This window comes from Burkholderia sola (genome assembly GCF_905400185.1).
Taxonomy (GTDB): domain Bacteria; phylum Pseudomonadota; class Gammaproteobacteria; order Burkholderiales; family Burkholderiaceae; genus Burkholderia; species Burkholderia sola.
This window is the reverse complement of the sequence record NZ_FR989675.1, coordinates 962119-983488: the sequence shown is the minus strand read 5'-3', so window position 1 is coordinate 983488 and position 21370 is coordinate 962119. Positions and strand designations below refer to the sequence as shown.

The following is a 21370-nucleotide window of genomic DNA, read 5'->3' as shown; positions in this document are numbered from 1 at the left end:
GCCCGCCGTTCGGCGCTAGAATCGGGGTTTCCTCTCCTTCCGCGATTTCCCCATGACGTCTTCCGTTTCCCGCCCGAGCGGCCGCCGCGCCGACGAACTGCGCAAGGTCGCCCTCACGCGCCACTACACGAAACACGCCGAAGGCTCCGTGCTGGTCGAATTCGGCGACACCAAGGTGCTGTGCACCGCCAGCGTCGCCGAGCGCGTGCCCGAGTTCCTGCGCGAGCGCGGGCAAGGCTGGCTGACCGCCGAATACGGGATGCTGCCGCGCGCGACCCACACGCGCAGCGACCGTGAAGCGGCGCGCGGCAAGCAGACGGGCCGCACGCAGGAAATTCAGCGCCTGATCGGCCGCGCGCTGCGCGCGGTGTTCGATCTCGAGGCGCTCGGCCCGCGCACGATCCACATCGACTGCGACGTGATCCAGGCCGACGGCGGCACGCGCACGGCCAGCATCACCGGCGCGTTCGTCGCCGCGCACGACGCCGTGTCGAAGCTGATCGCGGCCGGCAAGCTCACGCGCTCGCCGATCACCGACCACGTCGCCGCGATCTCGGTCGGCGTGTACGAAGGCGCCCCCGTGCTCGACCTCGACTACGCGGAAGATTCGCGCTGCGACACCGACATGAACGTCGTGATGACCGGCGCGGGCGGCTTCGTCGAAGTCCAGGGCACGGCCGAAGGCGTGCCGTTCTCGCGCGCCGAGATGAACGCGCTGCTCGACCTCGCGCAGGGCGGGATCGCCGAGCTCGTGCGGTTGCAGAAAGAGGTCCTGGGTGCGAGCCATGCCTGACGACCGCACCGTCGCGCCGCTGTCGCGCATCGTTCTCGCGTCGAACAACGCGGGCAAGCTGCGCGAATTCACCGCGCTGTTCTCGACGGTCGGCATCGAGATCGTCCCGCAGGGCGACCTCGCGGTGCCGGAGGCGGAAGAGCCGTTCGGTACGTTCATCGAGAACGCGCTGACCAAGGCGCGCCATGCGTCGCGGCTCACCGGACTGCCGGCGATCGCCGACGATTCCGGCCTGTGCGTGCGCGTGTTGCGCGGCGCGCCGGGCGTCTATTCGGCGCGCTATGCGCAGCGCGCGGGCCGCGACAAGGGCGACGCGGCGAACAACGGGTATCTCGTCGAGCAGCTGCGCGGCGTCGCCGACCGGCGTGCGTACTACTGCTGCGTGCTCGCGCTCGTTCGCCATGCGGACGATCCGGAACCGCTATTCGCCGAAGGGCGCTGGGCCGGCGAGATCGTCGATACGCCGCGCGGCGAACACGGATTCGGCTACGACCCGTATTTCTACCTGCCGTCGCTCGGCGCGACGGCCGCCGAACTCGAGCCTGCAGTGAAGAACACGCACAGCCATCGCGCGCTGGCGCTGAAGGCGTTGCTCGCGCGGCTCGCGGAGGAAGCATGAGCCAGGCTTCGGACACCGGTGCGCGCGTCGTCGCGACCTTCACGTCGCCCGGCCAGGTGCGCCTCACGTCGCTGCCGCCGCTCGCGCTGTACGTGCATTTCCCGTGGTGCGTGCGCAAGTGCCCGTACTGCGATTTCAACTCGCATGAATGGAAAGGCGAACGGTTTCCGGAAGCCGACTATCTCGACGCGTTGCGCGCCGACCTCGAGCAGGCGCTGCCGCTCGTGTGGGGTCGGCAGGTGCATACCGTGTTCATCGGCGGCGGCACGCCGAGCCTGCTGTCGGCGGCCGGCCTCGACCGGATGCTGTCCGACGTGCGCGCGCTGCTGCCGCTCGACGCCGATGCCGAGATCACGCTCGAGGCGAACCCGGGGACCTTCGAAGCCGCGAAGTTCGCGCAGTTCCGCGCAAGCGGCGTGAACCGCCTGTCGGTCGGCATCCAGAGCTTCAACGAAGCGCACCTGAAGGCGCTCGGCCGGATTCACGACACCGCGCAGGCCCGCGCGGCCGTCGAGATCGCCGCGAAGAACTTCGACAACTTCAACCTCGACCTGATGTTCGCGCTGCCGAACCAGACGCTCGACGAATGCCGCACCGACATCGAGACCGCGCTGTCGTTCGCGCCGCCGCACCTGTCGCTGTATCACCTGACGCTCGAGCCGAATACGCTGTTCGCGAAGTTTCCGCCGGTCGTCCCCGACGACGACGCGTCGGCCGACATGCAGGAATGGATCCACGCGCGCACGGCCGACGCCGGCTACGGGCGCTACGAAGTATCCGCGTACGCGAAGCCGAATCATCAGTGCAAGCACAACCTGAACTACTGGCGCTTCGGCGACTATCTCGGGATCGGCGCGGGCGCGCACACGAAGCTGTCGTTCCCGAACCGGGTCCTGCGGCAAGCGCGCTACAAGCATCCGGCAACCTTCATCGAACAGGCGAAGGCCGGCACGGCCGTGCAGGAAGAGCGTGAAGTCGGCGCGCGCGACCTGCCGTTCGAATTCATGCTGAATACGCTGCGGCTCGTCGAGGGCTTTCCCGTGCACAGCTTCGTCGAACGGACGGGCCTGCCGATGAGCACGATCGAGCCGGCGTTGAAGGAAGCGGAACGGCGTGGGCTGATCACGCGCGATTTCACGCAAATCGCGCCGACGCCGCTCGGCCAGCGTTTTCTCAACGACCTGCAGGAATTGTTCCTGCGCGACGACTGAACGGATGAACGCGGCGGCATTTCGGTTACAATGCCGCCTCGTGTGGAAGCGTGGCCGAGCGGTTTAAGGCACTGGTCTTGAAAACCAGCGACGGGAAACTGTCCGTGAGTTCGAATCTCACCGCTTCCGCCAGGAAGTTCGCCGAACCCCGTCCATTCGCAGAATGACGGGGTTTTTGTTTGTCCGCACGCGTGCGCCCCGCACGTTCCGACGCATCGCGCCGGATGCCGTTACAATCCCGCGCTCCGATTCGCGAAACGGGAAATCCACGTCATGAAGCCCTTCCTCGTCTCGTCGCTCGTCGCCGTGCTGGCCGCCGTCAGCGCGCATGCGGCGGCCGACACCGCCTCCGGCAGCGACGCACAGGCGTCGTGCGCGATCGCGTACGTGACCGGCGTCGGCGGTTCGCCGCGCGGCCTGAGCGAGTATCTCGCGAGCCCGTCGCCATACAACTACCTGAAGGACAACGAGCTTCAGTGCAAGGTGGGCGACGACGGACGCACGTCGAACTGCACCGGCGTGACCTACCTGCGCAACGAACAGGTCAGCGTGTACGACGATTCCGACCCGGCGACGCTGACCGTCGTCGCGCGTGTGGAGCTCGATCATGGCCAGAAGTATCCGGTGATCGTCGTCGTGCAGCGCAAGGACGCGCGCTGCAAGCAATGATGCGAAAAATACGATGATCCCCGTTTCCGTCGCCCGCTGATGGAATCGGCGCCGGATCGTCGACGCGTCGAAGCGACAGGGTGCGAGCGTCCCGGACGCCTGCCGCCGCACACCGCCTGACGCCTCCCGGGCCGCCCCGTCATCGCCTAGAATTCGTTCAACACGGCGACACGAACGCCGCCGCGTATTCGATGCCGCACGCGCCACCCCTGCGCACGGCACACGGAGATCGCCATGACCGACCTGTCGACCGCGACGGACCACGTCGATTACGAAGGCTTCGAGATCCATGTCGTGCCGGCCGCGATGCCCGGCAGCGACACGCGCTATACCTACACCGGCTACGTGTGCCATCCGGGCGTGAATCCCGCGCTGCCCGGCCACGCGGTGCCGTTCCACGCGGATGGCGAAGAAAGCTTCGCGAGCGTCGACGAGGCGACCCACGAAGCCGTGCACATCGGCAAGAGCATCATCGACGGCACGCACCCCGACCTGTCGGTCCTGTCGCTCGTGACGCACGGCTTCTGACGCGGCCGGAACGCATCGCCGACGATTCCCCGGAAGGCTGCCGAGGTGGCCGCATCGGCTGACCGCGCCGCGCGGCCGGACGATTGCAGCGTGCCGCGACTTTCAACCTTCCAGCACGCGTCCGCTGCGGACGCCGCCACATGTCGCGTCACATCGCGGTGCACGACGCGCGTGGCTCGACGGGGCGTCCGGCCGGCATCATCTGCGAGCGCAACGACCGGTCCCGCGCGCTATGCGTTTCCCCCCATATCGCCTCGCGTCGGTACGCCTATCATTTTTTTATCGTCCCTCCCGGCCATCACGTCATGCGCCCCCTTCCCCGTCCGTGCGTCGCCCGGCTGCGTGTTGCCGCGCTGGCCGTCGTCGCCCTGCTCGCCGCGTGCACGATCACGCCGCCTTCGTCGTTACGCTCGGTCGTGACGATTCCGTCGGTCATACGCAGCGGCAATCTCGACCAGTATCGCGTCGAGGTCGCGCACCGCGTCGCCGAACGCAATCCGTCCGGCATGCTGCACGGCACACCGCAGGCCATGCTGCGTTCGCTCGTCGTCGTGGCCTTCACCGTCGATGGCAACGGCCGCGTGATCAACGCATCCGTCTATCGCAGCAACGGCGACAGCGAGGCGGAAGCGCTCGCGCTCGCGTCGCTGCGCCGCTCGGCGCCGCTGCCGGCGCCGCCGTCGCGGCTGCTCGACGGCAACGGTCGGCTCGAACTGATGGAAGGCTGGCTCTTCAACGACGACGGCCACTTCCAGCTGCAAAGCACCGCGTCCGCGCAGGCGCAATCGATCGACTGACGCGCCGCCGCGGCCCGATTGCCGGGGGGCGGCAGCGCTGGCTATAATTTTCCGCACTCGCGCGGCCATCACGCCGCGCGCGCGTTCGCGCGCCCCACCCGGCAAGCGAGCCGACCACGCCGGCACCGGGCGGCGGCGACGTATCCGTCTCCATCGTCGACCGGCGGGTGACGTCCGCGCCACGGCGCGCGTCCACGCCGCCACCGCGTCATCCGCATCAATCATTTGCCCGGCGCGCCCGGCAGGCAGTCGCCTGCCCCAGCGCACGCCCAGCCGGCTGCCCCAACGACAAAACGGAGACATCCATGTCCGCATCCCCCGCAACCGTTGCACACGCAACCGGTTCGGCCGGCGCCGTCAGCCACCGGCGCATCGTGTTCGCGAGCTTCATCGGCACCGCGATCGAGTTCTACGATTTCTACGTGTACGCGACGGCCGCCGCGCTCGTCATCGGCCCCGTATTCTTCCCGCACGGCTCCGCGACGGCGCAAGCGCTGTCCGCGTTCGTCACGTTCGGGATCGCGTTCATCGCGCGTCCGATCGGCTCGTTCCTGTTCGGCCACTTCGGCGACCGCATCGGCCGCAAGTCGACACTCGTCGCATCGCTGCTCGTGATGGGCGTGTCCACTACCGCGATCGGCTTCGTGCCCGGCTACGACGCGATCGGCGCGCTCGCGCCGGTGCTGCTGTGCGTGCTGCGCTTCGGCCAGGGAATCGGCCTCGGCGGCGAATGGGGCGGCGCTGCGCTGCTCGCGACCGAGCACGCGCCGCAAGGCAAGCGCGGCTGGTTCGGGATGTTCCCGCAACTGGGGCCGTCGGTCGGCTTCCTGATGTCGAACGGGCTGTTCTTCGCGCTCGCGCTGTCGCTGTCCGACGCGCAGTTCCGCAGCTGGGGCTGGCGCATCCCGTTCCTCGTCAGCGCGGTGCTCGTCGCGCTCGGCCTGTACGTGCGGCTCAAGATCACCGAAACGCCCGCGTTCCAGGCAGCGCTCGACCGCAACGAGCGCGTGCGCGTGCCGGTCGCGACGCTCGTCACGCAGCACTGGCAGCCGACGCTGCTCGGCGCGCTCGCGATGGTCGTCTGCTACACGCTGTTCTACATCTCGACGGTGTTCTCGCTGTCGTACGGCGTGTCGGCGCTGCATATTCCGCGCCAGAGCTTCCTCGGCCTGCTGTGTTTCGCGGTGGTCTTCATGGGCGTCGCGACGCCGCTGTCCGCATGGGCGTCGGACCGCTTCGGCCGCAAGCCGGTGCTGGTCGTTGGCGCGATCGCCGCGCTGCTGTCGGGGTTCGCGATGGAACCGCTGCTCGGCAGCGGCTCGATGCCGCTCGTCGCGCTGTTCCTGACGATCGAGCTGTTCCTGATGGGCGTGACGTTCGCACCGATGGGCGCGCTGCTGCCCGAATTGTTCCCGACCAACGTCCGCTACACGGGCGCGGGCGTCGCGTACAACCTCGGCGGAATCCTCGGCGCGTCGATCGCGCCGTATATCGCGCAACTGCTGGTTGCGCGCGGCGGGCTGTCGTGGGTCGGCGGCTATGTGTCGGTGGCGGCGGCGATCAGCCTGATCGGCGTGCTGCTGATGCGCGAGACGCGCGACGCGTCGCTCGTCTGACCCTTCGGGGCGACCCGGGTTGTACGACGGCGGGCGCTGCCTATACTCGATCCTGGGCGCGTCGTTGCGCGCCCGGAGATCCCGCCCCGACAGGAGCCGCCGCCATGAATATCCGCCTTGCCAATGCCGATCTCGTGCTGATCCTTGCGCTCGCGCTCGGTGGCGCGCTGCTGCTCGCGCTGCGGTTTCGGCCGAAAACCTGGCGCGGCCTCGTGTTCGAGGCGCTGCTGGCGAATCTGGCGGCCATCGCCGCCGTCGTCACGGTCGAAGCGCTGCTCGCCTGACCGCGGCCGCCGCGCCGCGTCAGGCGGACAGCCGCGCGCGCACCGTGCCGTAGGCGGGGCAGACCGTATCGATCGCCTCCAGCGCCTCGTCGACGGTCGGCATCGCGCCCGGCTCGCCAATCGACAGCGCATTCGGCACGCCGCCGATCCCGCAATGGTGGCGCGACGTCGCGACGAAAATCATCACGGTGGGCCGCTGCAGTGCGTGCGCCATGTGCACGAACCCGGTATCGACGCCCACCACGAGCGCGGCCCGACCCAGCGCCGCGCCGAGCTCACGCACCGTCATCGCCGGTAACACGATCGCGCCCGGCGCCCGCGCGGCGATATCCCGTGCATCGTCGTGCTCGGCCGCCGATCCCCACGGCACCAGCACGCGCAAGCCGCGCGCCATCATCTGCGTCGCAAGGGCGGCCCAGTGTCCGGGCGGCCACTTCTTGTCGGGATTGGACGTCGCATGGAACAGCAGCATGAACGGCCCGCCGTCGGTCACGGCGGCGGGCAGGCTCGCATCCTGCGGCGCGACGATGCCGTGCGTGGCAGGCCCTTCCGGCACGTAGCCCAGCGCTTCGCCGGCACTCACCCGCATCCCGTGCCATGCGTCGCAGTCCGGCCGCGGACCGAAACGGTGCGAATACGCGAAGCGCGCGCCCGTTTCGCCGAGATCCTGCGTCTGGTAGCCGAAGCGACGCGCGCCACGCGCCAGCGACGAAATGATCGCGCTCTTGTACACGCCGTGCAGATCGATGATCGCGTCGTAGCGGTGCGCACGCAGCGCGCCGATCGATGCCGAGATCGCCTTCAGGTCGCCTGCGTTGCGCATTTTTTTGAAGCGGCGCAGCGGCGCGCACAGAACGGCGCTCACGCCCGGATGCCAGCGTACGACCTCCGCGCACGATTCGTCGACGGCCCAGTCGACCGTCACGCCGGGGAACGCGCGATGCAGGTCGGCGACGACAGGCAGCGTCTGGACGACGTCGCCGAGCGACGTCACTTTCACGATAAGGATTCGTTTCACGATTTGCGGGAATTCTCGACTGGCCATCTTGGCATGCTAACGACGGTTGCTATGTCCAGACATTACGCGAACATTACATTTGCAACAAATTGCATCTCTTTTGTGAATTTTTGTCGTCCTGCGCGGCGCGTCGTCGTCCCCGCTGGCATCGGTTCCTTTTTATAATCCTCTCTTTGCCCTCCGGCCGAGCCCATGCCGCGCCCCGCCCTTCCCGCGCTGTTTCCCGCCCTTACCCGCCGCTCGCTGCGAATCTGGCGCCAGTATGGTGTTTTCTGGCTCGGCGCGATCGTCGTCGGCCTCGCGGCCGTCCTGTATGCCCGATTGATCGACTGGGGCTACGAGACTTTCCGCGCGATGCGCGATCACGCCGTCTGGCTGCCGCTGCTGCTGACGCCGGCGATCGCCGCGTTGTCGGCATGGATCACGCGCCGCTTTTTCCGCGGCGCCGAGGGCAGCGGCATCCCGCAGGTGATCGCGACGCTGCATGCGCGCCCGAGCGCATTCGGCGCCCGGCTGCTGACGCTGCGCATCCTGTTCGGCAAGGTGCTGATCTCGTTCCTCGGCATCCTCGGCGGCTTCACGATCGGCCGCGAAGGGCCGACCGTGCAAGTCGGTGCGGCGCTGATGTTCAACCTGCGGCGCTTCTACCCGCGCTCGAACGCGCAGATCGAACGCCAGCTCGTGCTGGCCGGCGCGGCGGCCGGGCTGTCGGCCGCATTCAATACGCCGCTCGCGGGCATCGTGTTCGCGATCGAGGAACTGACCCGCAGCTTCTCCGCGCGCGCCAGCGGCGTACTGATTACCGCGATCATCCTCGCCGGCGTCGTCGCGCTCGGGCTGAACGGCAACTACACGTATTTCGGCACGATCAACGCCGGGCTCCATTTCCCGAAGCTGCTGGCGGTCGCGGTGCTGGTCACCGCGATCGTGACGGGCATCGCGGGCGGCCTGTTCTGCTGGTTGCTGCTGAACACGGGGCGCTGGCTGCCCGCGCGACTGCTGGGCCTGTATCGCGAGCGGCCGGTCGCGTTCGCCGCGCTGTGCGGCTTCACGATCGCCGTCGTCGGGCTCGTGTCCGGCGGCACGACGTTCGGCAGCGGCTATGCGGAGGCGCGCGGCCTGCTCGATGGCAGTCAGCAGCTGTCGGTGTTCTATCCGCTCCTGAAGATGGTGTCGATGGTCGCGTCGTACCTGCCGGGCATCCCGGGCGGGATCTTCGCGCCGTCGCTGTCGATCGGCGCCGGCTTCGGCAACGTGCTGCATGCCGTGTTCAGCAACATGAGCCTGCCGATGCTGATCGCGCTCGCAATGGTCGGCTACCTGGCCGCCGTCACGCAGTCGCCGATCACGTCGTTCGTGATCGTGATGGAAATGATCAACGGTCATGCGCTCGTGATTTCGCTGATGGCGACTGCACTGGTATCGAGCCGGGTATCGCGCTTTTTTGCGCCGCCGCTGTACGAAACGCTCGCGCAGCGCTATCTCGCGCCGCCCGCCGCGCCGGCCGCGGCAACCACTGCGGCCGCGGCCGGCAACATGACCGACGTGACCGAACCGCGGGATGCAACCGCGGCCCCCGCCGATCCGCTCGACACGCTGCGCGACGAAGGCGGCGACGAGCCGGCCGCTGCGGCGCCGGGCGACAGCGCCGCGGACACGGCGGCGCCGCACGATGCCGGGCCGGCTGTAACCGATGCAAACGGCCCGACGCAACAGCACGGCCCGCGCGACGCTCAGTAGATCACGACGGGCGCCGGCCGGTAGTAGACCGGCCGCGCCGGCACGACGATGCACCCGGCCAGCGTGATCGCGACGAGCGCGATGGCGATTGCGGTTCTTTTCATCGCGCCTGCCTCAAGCCCAGTGGCCGCGCGTCCAGAACCAGTTCGGACCGCGCTGGTCCCAATGCCCGGGCACCCATTGCATGCCGACGCGCTCGGCCTCCCAGTGGCCGCCGATCCACACGTAGCGGCCATGGTCCCAGTGCCAGTGCCCGCGGTCCCACACGTAGCCGACGCGCGTGGCCGGTACGACCTCGTAGCGCACGGGCGGCGGCGCATTCGGCGCGACGACGACGATTTCCTCAGTGCGCACGGCGACCGGCTCCGCGATGACCATGCGCCCCTGCGGCGCGATCACGGGCGTGCCGACGAGAATCTCGTCCGCGTGCACGGCGAACGGTGCGACGACGGCTGACAGGCCCGCGGCGAACAGCGCGAGCGAAACGATACGACGTGAAACGGTAGAGACAGCCATCACAACCTCCTGGTTGAACAACACACGTGAGCGTATTCGTTCAATGCGGGAGGGGCGATGACGGCCGACAGGCGTCGTGTTACGGCGTGCCCGAAAGTGCAACAGGGCGTAAGACGCGCACGGCGGCGGGCGCCGCCGTGCGGAAGGACACACGCTGAGCGTCAGGCTTGCGGGATCTCGATCTTCACTTCGAGGACTTCGAGGTCGTCCTGGCGCTCGAGGCTCACGCGGATGTCATCGTCCGAAATATGGACGTACTTCGAGATGACCGCGACGAGCTCTTTCTGCAGCGCCGGCAGGTAATCGGCCGGCGGCCGGCCGCCGACCCGCTCGTGCGCGATGATGAGCTGCAGGCGCTCCTTCGCGACCGATGCGGACTTCTTCTTCTCGCCGAGGAGAAACGAAAGGATGGACATGGGCGGCCTCCGTTACTTGCTGCCGAAGAGGCGCTGCAGCAGGCCCGGCTTCTGGTAATCGGTGAAGCGCAGCGGCTTGTCCTCGCCGAGAAAGCGGGCGACGACGTCCTTGTACGCTTCCGCGACGTCGGTGCCGTCGATATGCACGGCCGGCAGACCCTGGTTCGACGCATGCAGCACGGCTTCCGATTCGGGCACCACTCCGATCAGCTTGATGCGCAGGATCTCGCTGATGTCCTCGAGCGACAGCATCTCGCCTTCGCTCACGCGCTTCGGGCTGTAACGCGTGATCAGCAGGTGTTCCTTGATCGGCTCCTTGCCTTCGGTCGCGCGCTTCGTCTTCGACGACAGAATGCCGAGAATGCGGTCCGAGTCGCGCACCGACGACACTTCCGGGTTCGTGACGATCAGCGCTTCATCCGCGAAGTACATCGCGTGCAGCGCACCGGCCTCGATACCGGCCGGCGAATCGCAGACGATGTATTCGAAGTCCATCGCGACGAGGTCGTTCAGCACCTTCTCGACGCCGTCGCGCGTCAGCGCATCCTTGTCGCGCGTCTGCGACGCCGGCAGGATGAACAGGTTCTCGCACTTCTTGTCCTTGATCAGCGCCTGGTTCAGGTTCGCTTCGCCCTGGATCACGTTCACGAGGTCATACACGACGCGACGCTCGCAGCCCATGATGAGATCGAGGTTGCGCAGGCCGACGTCGAAGTCGATCACGGCCGTCTTGTGGCCGCGCAGCGCGAGACCCGACGCGAAGCTCGCGCTCGTCGTCGTCTTGCCCACGCCGCCCTTGCCCGAGGTCACCACGATGATTTTTGCCATTTACCCAATACCCTGTGTTCGTCAATGAGAGCCGATCGATCCGGAGCGCACCGCGTGAATCACGTCAGGCGCAGCGGTTCGATCATCAGTTTTTCCTCTTCGAGCCGGATCTGTACCGATTTGCCCAGTACGTCGGCGGGCAGCGGGTTCTCGGTCGTTCGATAGATACCCGCGATCGAAATCAGTTCCGGTTCGAGACACGTGCAGAAAATGCGCGCGTCGTGATTGCCGTGCACGCCCGCGAGCGCGCGGCCGCGCAACGGCGCGTAGATGTGGATATTGCCTTCCGCGATGATTTCCGCGCCGTGACTGACCGGCGCGAGCACCACGAGGTCTCCTTTCGCGTAAATCTGCTGCCCCGAACGCAACGGCCGGTCGATCACCAGCGTCTGGCCGCCGGCCTGCACGAGTGTCGGCGCGGGTTCCGACGGCTGTTCGGGCGCCGCTGCGGCTGCCGCAGCGGCGGCGGGCTCGACGGCTGGCACGGCCGCCGGTTCCGCTTCGTCGGCCGGTTTCGCGGCCGGCGCGCGGCGATCGCGCGCCTCCAGCAACGGCAGGCCGGCTTCCCCCGCCCAGCCCTGCGTTGCCAGTGCGACGACGCCCACCGGACGCATCCGCACGTCGTTCAGCATCTGGCGGATGTCCGCGAGCGCGACGCGCTCGCCGTCAGCCAGGCGGCGGACGTCGATCGCGACGACATCGTCGGCGAAAAACTCGGGAGTCGCTTCGAAGCGCTTGACCAGTTCGGTACGCAACGCGTCGAGATCGGTCGTCTTCACGGTGAACAGCAACGTATCGACCGATCCGCTGCGCAGCTCGAAGAATGGCGATTTTTTAAGCGACATGGACACTCTGCAAAAATTTTTTGCGTATTTTACAGGCGTCCACGCGAGCGGCCATTATTTTTGGGACTCGGGATTGCGGCGGCCCGGGCGGACGCGCAATCGGCAGGCGGGCAGGCCAGCGGGCGATCGGGCTTTCGTCGCGCCGCGCGGCGGGCTATTTCGAGGTCGGGTCAGTGCTTCACCTGCGACACGAACAGCGATTTCATCGCGCCGGGCATCCGCGCGATCGGCGCATGTTCACCGGTGTTGCCGAAACCGGCACGCTCGTAGAAGCGGATCGCGTTGCGGTTCGCATCGGCGATCCACGCGTAGACGTCGGTGGCGCCGCGCTCGGCGAGCCATGCGGTGGCCGTCTCCAGCAGCAGCACGCCGCCGCGCAGATGACGCACCGCATGCGCGACCCACAGTTCGCTGACGAACGCGCGCCGATCGGGCGTGTTGTCGAAATACGCGCCGATCATGCCCGCCGGGTGGCCTTCGGTGTACAGCAGGAAAGTCGTCGACTCGTCGGACACGGCGCGCTGCGCGGCGATCGCCGACGCCGCGTCCGTTTCGACGGTCAGCAATTCGGCCTCCGGCGCTTCGCCGGGCGCATAGGGCTCACGCAGCGATGCGGCGCGGAGTTCGCGATACACGCCGCCCTGATCGGCAGCGATACGACGAACGGTCAAGATCGAACTCATGCAGGCACAGCCCCCTTCGGACAGCAAGCTAGTAGCTTCAACCGAAAGCGGGGCATGAGTCAAATCGTAATTTTCAAATGGCAGCGCGGATCGAAAGGCGGCAGATGTCATCAGCACGACTCGCGGCGCCCGGTGTGCAGGTGCAGCATCGGGGCATCGACGCGCGCGACGACGGGACGGTGGGCGCGATCGCGTGATCCGGCGCTTTGCGTCGTTCTCCTTGCGATGCGCGGCCGACCGGTTTGGCACTGCGTTGGAACGTGTCGCCGTGGTCGTAATGCTACGTAATATAAGCCAACGAAAAGCGCGCGGCGCCCCTGCTTCGGCACGTCGTTTGGAGCGCCACGCCTAGCGCGGGGGTTTGGCAAGTGCGCGCACCAGTCGTATAACAGGCAGAACCGGGCAACGATCCGGCGCTGCCGCGCGCGTCGCGGACCACGAGGATTCGAACAATCTTGCATGCGGTCGCCTGCGGGCCGGCCGACTGGAGGGAGACAATGACAATGACCGACGGATCGGCCTCGGGCTGGTCGGATGGCAAGCGTTACCTGTGGCTGCTCGGCGCGCTGACGATCACGCTGCCGATCCTCGCCGCGCAGCTCGCGCTGGCGACGGGCCTTCACGTGTTCTGGTGGTTCGGCCCGCTGTTCGCGTTCGGCGTGATCCCGATCCTCGACACGCTGATCGGCGACGATCGCGACAATCCGCCCGAAGCGGTCGTGCCGCACCTCGAACGCGAGCGCTATTACCGATACATCGTCTATCTCGCGACGTTCGTCGAATACGTTGCGTTCTTCATGTGCGTGTGGATCGTCGGCACGCACGCGCTCGCGTGGTACGACTACGTCGGCTTCGCGCTGTCGCTCGGCGCCGCAACGGGCATCTCGATCAACACCGCGCACGAGCTCGGGCACAAGACCGACCGCTTCGAACGCTGGCTCGCGAAGATCACGCTCGCGCCGGTCGCGTACGGCCACTTCTACGTCGAGCACAATCGCGGCCATCACGTGCGCGTCGCGACGGCCGAGGATCCGGCGAGCGCGCGCTACGGCGAGTCGTTCTGGGCGTTCCTGCCGCGTACGGTGACCGGCAGCATCCGCTCGGCGTGGCGGCTCGAACAGGCTCGCCTCGAACGGCTCGGGCATTCGCCGTGGACCTGGCGCAACGAAGTACTGCATGCATGGGCGATGACCGCCGTCGTGTGGGGCATCGCGATCGCGATGGCCGGCAAGGTCGTGATCCCGTTCCTCGTGATCCAGGCCGTCTACGGCGCGTCGCTGCTCGAAGTGGTGAACTACGTCGAGCACTACGGGCTCGGCCGCCGCAAGCTGCCGAACGGGCGCTACGAACGCTGCACGCCGCAGCATTCGTGGAACAGCAATCACGTCGTCACGAATCTGTTCCTGTACCAGTTGCAGCGGCACGCCGACCATCACGCGAATCCGACGCGCTCGTACCAGGCGCTGCGCCACTTCGACGATGCGCCGCAATTGCCGGCCGGCTACGCGACGATGATCCTGTTCGCGTACGTGCCGCCGCTCTGGTATCGCGTGATGAACCCGCGGGTCGTCGCGCACTATCGCGGCGACATGGCGCAATCGAATATCAAGCCGGCGATCCGCGACAGGGTGCTGGCGCAGTATCCGGCGGCGGGCTGATGGGTCGGCAGCACTGTGTAGAAGCCGGCGAGCGCTGCTTGAGACGGTCGGCGCGCCGGCATCCGGTTTCGCAGGCGCACGGTGCGGCAGCGACGCCGTCACCCGATTTCCGGCAACGCGAACATGGCCCGGTGACGACGGCAATCGGCCATGCACAACCTTCAGGACTTCCGACAGTCAGTGCGGCACGGGGCGGCCGTATTCGTCATGCAGCGAGCCCGCATTGAAGAGGCGGCACGATCGCGCCGCTATCGTCCGGCACGACGCGATGCGCCCGTAGCCGCCTGTCGTCACCGCATCCGCAATCGACGCACTGCACCGACGACCCAAAACGAAAAACCCCTTGATCCTTTCGGATCAAGGGGCTTCGTATTTTGGCGGAGAGGGTGGGATTCGAACCCACGGTACGGGGAAACCGTACGCCTGATTTCGAGTCAGGTACATTCGACCACTCTGCCACCTCTCCTTCCTTACTGCATTTCGCGGCTGGTCGTTTCCGCGAGAAAAAGATTATAAGACGATCGATTCGCGGCTGACAAGCCCTTTCTGCAAATTTTTTGCGAGGGCGCGAAAGACCGGCGTTACGACGCCTGCACCGGCGCGTCGATCCGCTCCATGCCGCCCATGTACGGACGCAGCACTTCCGGCACCGTGACCGAGCCGTCCGCGTTCTGGTAGTTCTCCAGCACCGCGACGAGCGTGCGGCCGACCGCCAGGCCCGAACCGTTCAGCGTATGCACGAGCTCCGGCTTGCCCTGCGCGTTGCGGAACCGCGCCTGCATCCGGCGCGCCTGGAACGCCTCGGTGTTCGAGCAGCTCGAGATCTCGCGATAGGTGTTCTGCGCGGGCAGCCATACCTCGAGGTCGAACGTCTTCGCGGCCGAGAAGCCCATGTCACCCGTGCACAGCGTGATCACGCGGTACGGCAGGCCGAGCTTCTGCAGGATCGCTTCCGCGTGGCCGACCATCTCGTCGAGCGCCGCGTACGACGTTTCCGGCGCGACGACCTGCACCATCTCGACCTTGTCGAACTGGTGCTGACGGATCATCCCGCGCGTGTCGCGGCCGTACGAACCGGCTTCCGAGCGGAAGCACGGCGAATGCGCGGTGAGCTTGATCGGCAGCGCCGACGCGTCGACGATCGACTCGCGCACGGTGTTCGTCAGCGAAATCTCGGACGTGGAGATCAGGTATTGCGTGACCGTGTTTTCCGCACCGCCCTTCTCGACGCGGAACATGTCGTCCGCGAATTTCGGCAACTGGCCCGTGCCGTACAGGATCTCCGGGTTCACGATGTACGGCGTGTATGTTTCGGTATAGCCGTGCTGCTGCGTGTGCGTGTCGATCATGAACTGCGCGAGCGCGCGGTGCAGGCGCGCGATCGGGCCGCGCAGCATCGTGAAGCGCGCCCCGGCGAGCTTCGCGCCCGTCTCGAAATCGAGGCCGAGCGGGGTGCCGACGTCGACGTGATCCTTCACCGCGAAGTCGAACTGCCGCGGCGTGCCCCAGCGGCGCGCCTCGACGTTGTCGGCTTCGTCCTTGCCGACCGGCACGCTGTCGTGCGCGACGTTCGGCATGCCCAGCATCAGGTCGGACAGGCGCGCCTGGATCTCGCCGAGCTTGGCTTCCGACGCCTTCATGTCGTCGCCGATCCCGCTGACCTCGGCCATCACGGCCGACGTGTCCTCGCCCTTGCCCTTCATCGCGCCGATCTGCTTCGACAGGCTGTTGCGGCGCGCCTGGAGCTCTTCGGTGTGGGTCTGGATCGCGCGGCGTTCCGCTTCGAGTGCGGAGAACGCGGCGACGTCGAGGGTGTAGCCGCGATCGGCGAGGCGCTTGGCGACGCCGTCGAGGTCTTTGCGCAGCAACTGGATGTCGAGCATGGGAGGACTTGGAAAATCGTTGTGTAAGACGGGAATTCTAACGCACCGCGCGGCCGCCACGGCGTCGGCCGGATGGACAATGCCGCAAATGGGCAGCCATGGCAGTATCGCATTCGCGGCCCGCCGCCTCGGCGGCCGGCGAATTGCCGCGCGCGTGGCCATGACGGATCGCACCACGCCCGCGCCGGCCGGCGGCAACCGAATCGGGCGGAGCGCCGGCTCCGCGTCACAGCTCCCAAGGAATCCGATGACCATCGAACTCGACAAGGATGTCCGCGACCGCGCGATCGCGTCGCTGCAACGTTATTTCACAGAAAACATGGACGAGCCGATCGGCAACATCCAGGCCGGCGCGCTGCTGCATTTCTTCATTCAGGAAGTCGCACCGGCGATCTACAACCTCGCGATCGCCGACGCGCAGGAACGCCTGCATGCGCGGGTCGCCGAACTCGACATCGAATGCCACGAAGAGCCGTTCGAATACTGGAAGAAACAGCAGCCGGCCCGCAAGCGCTGACGCCTGCGCGGCGGCGCGGATCGAACCGGCGCGCGCGGCGCCGTCAATCCTTCTTGCCGGCCTCGCGATCAAGCTCGCGCAGCCAGGCGAGCTTCTCGGCGATCTTCGACTCGAGCCCGCGCGGCACCGGCTGATACCAGCGCGGCTCGCGCATCCCGTCCGGCAGGTACGTCTCGCCGGCCGCGTACGCGTTCGGCTCGTCGTGCGCGTAACGATAAGCGTGGCCGTAGCCGAGCTCCTTCATCAGCCTGGTCGGCGCGTTGCGCAGGTGCACGGGCACCTCGCGCGACTTGTCCTGCTTCACGAACGCCATCGCCTGGTTGAACGCGTTGTAGCCGGCGTTGCTCTTCGCCGCGCACGCGAGATAGATCACCGCCTGCCCGAGCGCGAGTTCGCCTTCCGGCGAGCCGAGCCGCTCGTAGGTTTCGGCCGCGTCGTTCGCCACCTGCAACGCGCGCGGGTCGGCCAGGCCGATGTCTTCCCACGCCATCCGCACGATGCGCCGCGCGAGATACTTCGGATCCGCGCCGCCGTCGATCATCCGGCAGAACCAGTACAGCGCGCCGTCCGGGCTCGACCCGCGCACCGACTTGTGCAGCGCCGAAATCTGGTCGTAGAAATTGTCGCCGCCCTTGTCGAAGCGCCGCGCGTTCAGCGTCATCGCGTTGCTGACGAAATCGGCATCGATCGTCGCGACCCCGGCCGACGTCGCCGCCGTCTGCGCCTGTTCGAGCAGGTTCAGGAAGCGGCGCGCGTCGCCGTCCGCGTAGCCGACCAGCGTATCGATCGCCTTGTCGTCGAACGCGAGGCCGTCGAGCGCGATTTCCTGCGCACGCTTCAGCAACTGGCGCATCTCGTCATCGTTCAGCGACTTCAGCACGTACACCTGCGCCCGCGACAGCAATGCCGAATTGACCTCGAAACTCGGGTTTTCGGTCGTCGCGCCGATGAAGGTCACGAGGCCCGATTCGACGAACGGCAGCAGCGCATCCTGCTGCCCCTTGTTGAAACGGTGGATCTCGTCGACGAACAGGATCGTGTGGCGGCCGGTACGGTTCAGCGTGTCCTTCGCCTGCTCCATCGACTCGCGGATGTCCTTCACGCCGCCGAGCACGGCGGACAGCGCGATGAACTCGCAGTCGAACGCGAGCGCGGTGAGCCGCGCGAGCGTCGTCTTGCCAACGCCGGGCGGCCCCCACAGGATCATCGAATGCGGCTTGCCCGATTCGAACGCGAGCCGCAGCGGCTTGCCTTCGCCCAGCAAATGCGTCTGGCCGATCACCTCGGCGAGCGTCTTCGGCCTCAGCGCCTCGGCGAGCGGGCGGCGCGGCTCGACTTGAAACAGGTCGGACATGAACCCTCGCTCCACATCAAACGGTCGCGGCCGAACCGGCCGCCGGACCTGACATTATGACAGCCGCGCGAGCGCGCCGCCGGGCCTGGTACCCGCGTCCGTTACACGCGTCCGTTACACGCGTCCCCAAACAACACGGGCCTGCCGTCGCCGGCAGGCCCGTGTCGGGAAAACGGCGCAGCGAAGGTCAGCCGTTGATCACGTCCGCGCCCTTCGGCACGACGAACTTGAACGTATCGCCCTTCAGCGACGGGTTCGTCTGGATGTTCGTGAAGGTCAGCAGCGTCACGTTGCCGAACACGTCGTGCAGCTCCATCGCAGCAAGCGTGCCGTTGCGGAAACCGATGCCGATCCGCTGGAACTGCGTGTCCTGCGCCTTCGGCAGCATCTCGAGCCATTCGATGCCGCCCTTCTCGCCGGCATCGCGCAGCGTGTAGTTCTTGTCGAGATCGTTGCTGCCGAACAGGATCGCCGCGGGGCTCGCGCCCAGCGCGCCGTTCAGCTTGCGCTCGGTAACCTGGTTCAGGTCGCGGTCGTACACGTAGAGCTTGTCGCCGTCGGCTTGCAGCACCTGCTGGTACGGCTTCTGGTACGTCCAGATGAACTTGCCCGGCCGCGCGAACACGAACGTGCCGCTCGAATTGTCGGTGGGCTTCGGTGCGGCCTGCACGGCGCTCGCGCCCTTGGCCGGCGCCTTGACGATCTGCTGCGTGAAATCGCCCTTCGCCGAACGCACCTGGGACACGAAGGCCTTCAGTTGCTCGGTGCCACCCGCGAACGCGTGCGTCGCCGCGAGCATCAGCGATGCGCCGGCGAGCGCCGCGCCGAGCCAGCGCCGCGTCGAACGAAGGGACATTGCGAACGAATGTTGCTGCATATTGCGGTTTTCTCCGTGGGTGGCCGGCGCTGCGGGCGCCGCGGACTCATTCCGCGTCGCGCGCCGGCACAAGAATTTCGCGGTTGCCGCTCGACGACATCGCCGACACGAGCCCCGACTGCTCCATCTGCTCGAGCAGCCGCGCCGCGCGGTTGTAGCCGATTCGCAGATGGCGCTGCACGAGCGAGATCGACGCGCGGCGGTTCTTGATGACGATCTCGACCGCCTGGTCGTACAGCGGATCAGACTCGCCGCCGCCTTCGCCGGTTCCCGCGCCGGCCGAGCCCTCGTCGCCGTCGGCGGTGCCGCCTTCGAGCAGACCCTCGACGTAGTTCGGCTCGCCCTGCTCCTTGAGCTTCTCGACGACGCGGTGCACTTCGTCGTCGGCAACGAACGCGCCGTGCACGCGCACGGGCAGCCCCGAGCCGGGCGGCAGGTACAGCATGTCGCCCATCCCGAGCAGCGATTCGGCGCCCATCTGGTCGAGAATCGTGCGCGAGTCGATCTTCGACGAGACCTGGAACGCGATCCGCGTCGGCACGTTCGCCTTGATCAGGCCGGTGATCACGTCGACGGACGGCCGCTGCGTCGCGAGGATCAGGTGGATGCCGGCCGCCCGCGCCTTCTGCGCGATCCGCGCGATCAGTTCCTCGACCTTCTTGCCGACGACCATCATCAGGTCGGCCAGCTCGTCGATCACGACGACGATGTTCGGCAGGCGGCCGAGCGGCTCGGGATCTTCCGGCGTCAGGCTGAACGGGTTCGGGATCTTCTCCTCGCGCTTCGCCGCCTCGTCGATCTTGTTGTTGTAGCCGGCGAGGTTGCGCACGCCGAGCTTGCTCATCAGCTTGTAGCGGCGCTCCATCTCCGCGACCGTCCAGTTCAGCGCATGGCCGGCCTGGCGCATGTCGGTGACGACCGGGCACAGCAGGTGCGGAATGCCTTCGTAGACGCTCATTTCGAGCATCTTCGGATCGATCAGGATCAGGCGCACCTGGTCGGCGGTGGCCTTGTACAGCAGCGACAGGATCATCGCGTTGATCCCGACCGACTTGCCCGAACCGGTCGTACCGGCCACCAGCAGGTGCGGCATCTTCGCGAGATCCGCGCACACCGGCTTGCCGCCGATGTCCTTGCCGAGGCTCAGCGTCAGCGCCGACGACGCGGCCGCATACACCTCGGAGCCGATGATCTCGGACAGGTGCACCGTCTGCCGGCGCTGGTTCGGCAGTTCGAGCGCCATGTAGTTCTTGCCGGGAATCGTCTCGACCACGCGGATCGACACGAGCGACAGCGAACGCGCGAGATCCTTCGCGAGGTTGACGATCTGGCTGCCCTTCACGCCGGTGGCCGGCTCGATCTCGTAGCGCGTGACGACCGGGCCCGGATACGCGGCGACGACGCTCGCCTCGACGCCGAAGTCCTTGAGCTTCTTCTCGATCAGGCGCGACGTGAATTCGAGCGTATCGGCGGAAATCGCTTCCTGCGTCTTCGGCGCCGGGTCGAGCAGCGACACCGGCGGCAGCGTCGAATCGCCCGGCAGGTCGGTAAAGAGCGGCACCTGGCGCTCGCGCTCGACGCGCTCGGACTTCGCCGGCGTGACGACCGGCGGCACGATCGTCACCGGCTCGTGATCCTCGATGCGCACGCGCTCCTCTTCGACCTTGCCTTCGCGGCGCACCGCCGCGGCCTCGCCGAGCTTGCGGTCGCGCTCGGCCTCGCGGCGCAGCTTCGCGACGTTGACGGCGGACAGGATCGCGCCGCCGACGCGCTCGGCGACCGACAGCCACGAGAAGCGGAAATACAGCGACAGGCCGATCGCGAGCGCGATCAGCAGCAGCAGCGTGCCGCCCGTGAAGCCGAACGCATGCGACATCGCGCCCGCGACGGCCTCGCCGACGACGCCGCCCGGCGCGCGCGGCAACTGCACCTTCAGCGACCACATGCGCAGCGCCTCGATGCCGTCGCACGCGAGCACGACCAGCACGAACGCGAAGATCTCGGTGAGCCAGCCGATCGGCCGCTCCGGTTCGTCGGGAATCGCGTCGTGGCGCGTGATGCGGCGGTAGTTGACGGCGATGCGCCGCCCGAGCGGCACGATCAGCCAGTAGGCCGACAGGCCGAACAGCAGCAGGATGATGTCGGCCGTCCATGCGCCGACGCGGCCGGCCCAGTTCGAGATGTGATCGACCTGGGCGGCGTGCGTCCAGCTCGGATCGCGCCGGCTGTAGCTCAGCAGGGCCATCACCAGAAAGGCGCAGAGCGCGACCTGGAGAATCCAGCGGATCTCCGTGAGGAGCTTCGACATCCGGTGCGGCAACGCCTGTGCCTGGGCGGAATAAGGAGCTTTTGCCATGAATCCGTATAAAGAGGACGAGCCGTGCGCCCGCCTGTCGTTCGATCGCGCTTATTGTAAACGCTGCACTGGGCCGCCAAGTGTAAATGACGGTTACATAACGGGGACGGCATGCCGAACCGGCGCGGCCGGCCGTCACCGGGCCGGATGCCCGCCCTTGCG

The 21370-nt window shown here is 67.2% G+C and carries 21 protein-coding genes and 2 tRNA genes; 12 read left to right on the top strand and 11 right to left on the bottom strand.

Annotated elements, in window-relative coordinates:
• Positions 1-52 precede the first annotated feature (52 nt).
• The 9 genes from rph (at position 53) to KR541_RS04530 (ending at position 6517) form a co-directional block, all read left to right on the top strand.
• Positions 53-793 carry a ribonuclease PH gene (gene rph, locus KR541_RS04570; protein ID WP_050011584.1) on the top strand — a complete coding sequence of 247 codons (741 nt, stop codon included), beginning with the start codon at positions 53-55 and terminating at the stop codon, positions 791-793.
• Entirely contained in the window at positions 786-1412 is a 627-nt protein-coding gene (gene rdgB, locus KR541_RS04565; RefSeq protein WP_050011585.1) for an RdgB/HAM1 family non-canonical purine NTP pyrophosphatase, read from the top strand. Before rph ends, rdgB begins: the two co-directional genes overlap by 8 nt.
• Positions 1409-2623 (top strand): radical SAM family heme chaperone HemW, encoded by a 1215-nt coding sequence (gene hemW, locus KR541_RS04560; protein ID WP_050011586.1) that lies wholly within the window; start codon positions 1409-1411, stop codon positions 2621-2623. Before rdgB ends, hemW begins: the two co-directional genes overlap by 4 nt.
• A gap of 44 nt (positions 2624-2667) precedes the next feature.
• A tRNA-Ser gene (locus KR541_RS04555) sits at positions 2668-2755 on the top strand.
• A 141-nt stretch (positions 2756-2896) separates the two neighbouring features.
• Positions 2897-3292, top strand: a complete 396-nt coding sequence (locus KR541_RS04550) for a hypothetical protein (RefSeq protein ID WP_050011587.1) — start codon at positions 2897-2899, stop codon at positions 3290-3292.
• A 234-nt stretch (positions 3293-3526) separates the two neighbouring features.
• Positions 3527-3820 carry a hypothetical protein gene (locus KR541_RS04545; RefSeq protein ID WP_050011588.1) on the top strand — a complete coding sequence of 98 codons (294 nt, stop codon included), beginning with the start codon at positions 3527-3529 and terminating at the stop codon, positions 3818-3820.
• Between the two features lie 305 nt (positions 3821-4125).
• Positions 4126-4617, top strand: coding sequence for an energy transducer TonB family protein (locus tag KR541_RS04540; RefSeq protein ID WP_050011589.1), 492 nt, complete (start codon positions 4126-4128; stop codon positions 4615-4617).
• Between the two features lie 305 nt (positions 4618-4922).
• Positions 4923-6233, top strand: coding sequence for an MFS transporter (locus KR541_RS04535; protein ID WP_216089389.1), 1311 nt, complete (start codon positions 4923-4925; stop codon positions 6231-6233).
• 104 nt (positions 6234-6337) lie between these two features.
• Complete coding sequence (locus KR541_RS04530; RefSeq protein WP_006486620.1) at positions 6338-6517, top strand: hypothetical protein; 180 nt, start codon at positions 6338-6340, stop codon at positions 6515-6517.
• 19 nt (positions 6518-6536) lie between these two features.
• Here KR541_RS04530 and waaC read toward each other — a convergent pair whose 3' ends face one another.
• A complete protein-coding gene (gene waaC / locus KR541_RS04525; RefSeq protein ID WP_050011591.1) occupies positions 6537-7535 on the bottom strand; it encodes a lipopolysaccharide heptosyltransferase I in 999 nt (332 codons plus the stop codon).
• 192 nt (positions 7536-7727) lie between these two features.
• Between waaC and KR541_RS04520 the strand changes: the two genes are divergently transcribed.
• Entirely contained in the window at positions 7728-9275 is a 1548-nt protein-coding gene (locus KR541_RS04520; protein ID WP_216089388.1) for a chloride channel protein, read from the top strand.
• 114 nt (positions 9276-9389) lie between these two features.
• Here KR541_RS04520 and KR541_RS04515 read toward each other — a convergent pair whose 3' ends face one another.
• The 5 genes from KR541_RS04515 to KR541_RS04495 all read right to left on the bottom strand — a co-directional run bounded on the left by KR541_RS04515 (position 9390) and on the right by KR541_RS04495 (position 12674).
• Positions 9390-9791: a YXWGXW repeat-containing protein gene (locus tag KR541_RS04515; RefSeq protein ID WP_124556061.1), complete on the bottom strand. Its 402-nt coding sequence runs from the start codon at positions 9789-9791 to the stop codon at positions 9390-9392.
• 161 nt (positions 9792-9952) lie between these two features.
• Positions 9953-10207: a cell division topological specificity factor MinE gene (minE, locus tag KR541_RS04510; RefSeq protein ID WP_006476634.1), complete on the bottom strand. Its 255-nt coding sequence runs from the start codon at positions 10205-10207 to the stop codon at positions 9953-9955.
• A gap of 12 nt (positions 10208-10219) precedes the next feature.
• The gene (minD, locus tag KR541_RS04505) at positions 10220-11035 is read right to left on the bottom strand and encodes a septum site-determining protein MinD (protein WP_006476635.1); all 816 of its coding nucleotides are present in this window, start codon (positions 11033-11035) and stop codon (positions 10220-10222) included.
• 59 nt (positions 11036-11094) lie between these two features.
• Positions 11095-11880 (bottom strand): septum site-determining protein MinC, encoded by a 786-nt coding sequence (gene minC, locus KR541_RS04500; protein ID WP_046545139.1) that lies wholly within the window; start codon positions 11878-11880, stop codon positions 11095-11097.
• A gap of 170 nt (positions 11881-12050) precedes the next feature.
• The gene (locus KR541_RS04495; protein ID WP_235356145.1) at positions 12051-12674 is read right to left on the bottom strand and encodes a GNAT family N-acetyltransferase; all 624 of its coding nucleotides are present in this window, start codon (positions 12672-12674) and stop codon (positions 12051-12053) included.
• 386 nt (positions 12675-13060) lie between these two features.
• Between KR541_RS04495 and KR541_RS04490 the strand changes: the two genes are divergently transcribed.
• Positions 13061-14221 (top strand): alkane 1-monooxygenase, encoded by a 1161-nt coding sequence (locus tag KR541_RS04490; protein ID WP_050011595.1) that lies wholly within the window; start codon positions 13061-13063, stop codon positions 14219-14221.
• Positions 14222-14596: 375 nt separating this feature from the next.
• Here the strand turns inward: KR541_RS04490 and KR541_RS04485 are convergent.
• Together KR541_RS04485 and serS are read right to left on the bottom strand one after the other, a co-directional pair.
• Positions 14597-14687 (bottom strand) — tRNA-Ser (locus KR541_RS04485).
• A 115-nt stretch (positions 14688-14802) separates the two neighbouring features.
• Positions 14803-16104 carry a serine--tRNA ligase gene (gene serS, locus KR541_RS04480; protein ID WP_050011596.1) on the bottom strand — a complete coding sequence of 434 codons (1302 nt, stop codon included), beginning with the start codon at positions 16102-16104 and terminating at the stop codon, positions 14803-14805.
• 247 nt (positions 16105-16351) lie between these two features.
• On the opposite strand from serS, the gene KR541_RS04475 reads away from it, so the two are divergent.
• Positions 16352-16621 carry a DUF2164 domain-containing protein gene (locus KR541_RS04475; protein WP_050011597.1) on the top strand — a complete coding sequence of 90 codons (270 nt, stop codon included), beginning with the start codon at positions 16352-16354 and terminating at the stop codon, positions 16619-16621.
• 43 nt (positions 16622-16664) lie between these two features.
• On the opposite strand, the gene KR541_RS04470 is transcribed toward KR541_RS04475, so the two are convergent.
• The 3 genes from KR541_RS04470 to KR541_RS04460 form a co-directional block, all read right to left on the bottom strand.
• Positions 16665-17975, bottom strand: coding sequence for a replication-associated recombination protein A (locus KR541_RS04470; RefSeq protein WP_011544833.1), 1311 nt, complete (start codon positions 17973-17975; stop codon positions 16665-16667).
• A gap of 187 nt (positions 17976-18162) precedes the next feature.
• Positions 18163-18852 carry an outer membrane lipoprotein chaperone LolA gene (gene lolA / locus KR541_RS04465; protein ID WP_050011598.1) on the bottom strand — a complete coding sequence of 230 codons (690 nt, stop codon included), beginning with the start codon at positions 18850-18852 and terminating at the stop codon, positions 18163-18165.
• A gap of 46 nt (positions 18853-18898) precedes the next feature.
• A complete protein-coding gene (locus tag KR541_RS04460; protein ID WP_050011599.1) occupies positions 18899-21208 on the bottom strand; it encodes a DNA translocase FtsK in 2310 nt (769 codons plus the stop codon).
• Positions 21209-21370: the final 162 nt, after the last annotated feature.

Bases quoted from the DNA above. Each gene is read 5' to 3' on its own strand.
- KR541_RS04545 (WP_050011588.1), top strand. From the start codon at position 3,527: ATGACCGACCTGTCGACCGCGACGGACCACGTCGATTACGAAGGCTTC.
- KR541_RS04470 (WP_011544833.1), bottom strand. From the start codon at position 17,975: ATGTCCGACCTGTTTCAAGTCGAGCCGCGCCGCCCGCTCGCCGAGGCG.
- KR541_RS04475 (WP_050011597.1), top strand. From the start codon at position 16,352: ATGACCATCGAACTCGACAAGGATGTCCGCGACCGCGCGATCGCGTCG.
- lolA (WP_050011598.1), bottom strand. From the start codon at position 18,852: ATGCAGCAACATTCGTTCGCAATGTCCCTTCGTTCGACGCGGCGCTGG.
- hemW (WP_050011586.1), top strand. From the start codon at position 1,409: ATGAGCCAGGCTTCGGACACCGGTGCGCGCGTCGTCGCGACCTTCACG.
- KR541_RS04520 (WP_216089388.1), top strand. From the start codon at position 7,728: ATGCCGCGCCCCGCCCTTCCCGCGCTGTTTCCCGCCCTTACCCGCCGC.
- KR541_RS04550 (WP_050011587.1), top strand. From the start codon at position 2,897: ATGAAGCCCTTCCTCGTCTCGTCGCTCGTCGCCGTGCTGGCCGCCGTC.
- KR541_RS04515 (WP_124556061.1), bottom strand. From the start codon at position 9,791: ATGGCTGTCTCTACCGTTTCACGTCGTATCGTTTCGCTCGCGCTGTTC.
- KR541_RS04490 (WP_050011595.1), top strand. From the start codon at position 13,061: ATGACAATGACCGACGGATCGGCCTCGGGCTGGTCGGATGGCAAGCGT.
- minE (WP_006476634.1), bottom strand. From the start codon at position 10,207: ATGTCCATCCTTTCGTTTCTCCTCGGCGAGAAGAAGAAGTCCGCATCG.
- minC (WP_046545139.1), bottom strand. From the start codon at position 11,880: ATGTCGCTTAAAAAATCGCCATTCTTCGAGCTGCGCAGCGGATCGGTC.
- KR541_RS04495 (WP_235356145.1), bottom strand. From the start codon at position 12,674: ATGACATCTGCCGCCTTTCGATCCGCGCTGCCATTTGAAAATTACGAT.
- serS (WP_050011596.1), bottom strand. From the start codon at position 16,104: ATGCTCGACATCCAGTTGCTGCGCAAAGACCTCGACGGCGTCGCCAAG.
- KR541_RS04460 (WP_050011599.1), bottom strand. From the start codon at position 21,208: ATGGCAAAAGCTCCTTATTCCGCCCAGGCACAGGCGTTGCCGCACCGG.
- KR541_RS04535 (WP_216089389.1), top strand. From the start codon at position 4,923: ATGTCCGCATCCCCCGCAACCGTTGCACACGCAACCGGTTCGGCCGGC.
- KR541_RS04530 (WP_006486620.1), top strand. From the start codon at position 6,338: ATGAATATCCGCCTTGCCAATGCCGATCTCGTGCTGATCCTTGCGCTC.
- rph (WP_050011584.1), top strand. From the start codon at position 53: ATGACGTCTTCCGTTTCCCGCCCGAGCGGCCGCCGCGCCGACGAACTG.
- minD (WP_006476635.1), bottom strand. From the start codon at position 11,035: ATGGCAAAAATCATCGTGGTGACCTCGGGCAAGGGCGGCGTGGGCAAG.
- rdgB (WP_050011585.1), top strand. From the start codon at position 786: ATGCCTGACGACCGCACCGTCGCGCCGCTGTCGCGCATCGTTCTCGCG.
- KR541_RS04540 (WP_050011589.1), top strand. From the start codon at position 4,126: ATGCGCCCCCTTCCCCGTCCGTGCGTCGCCCGGCTGCGTGTTGCCGCG.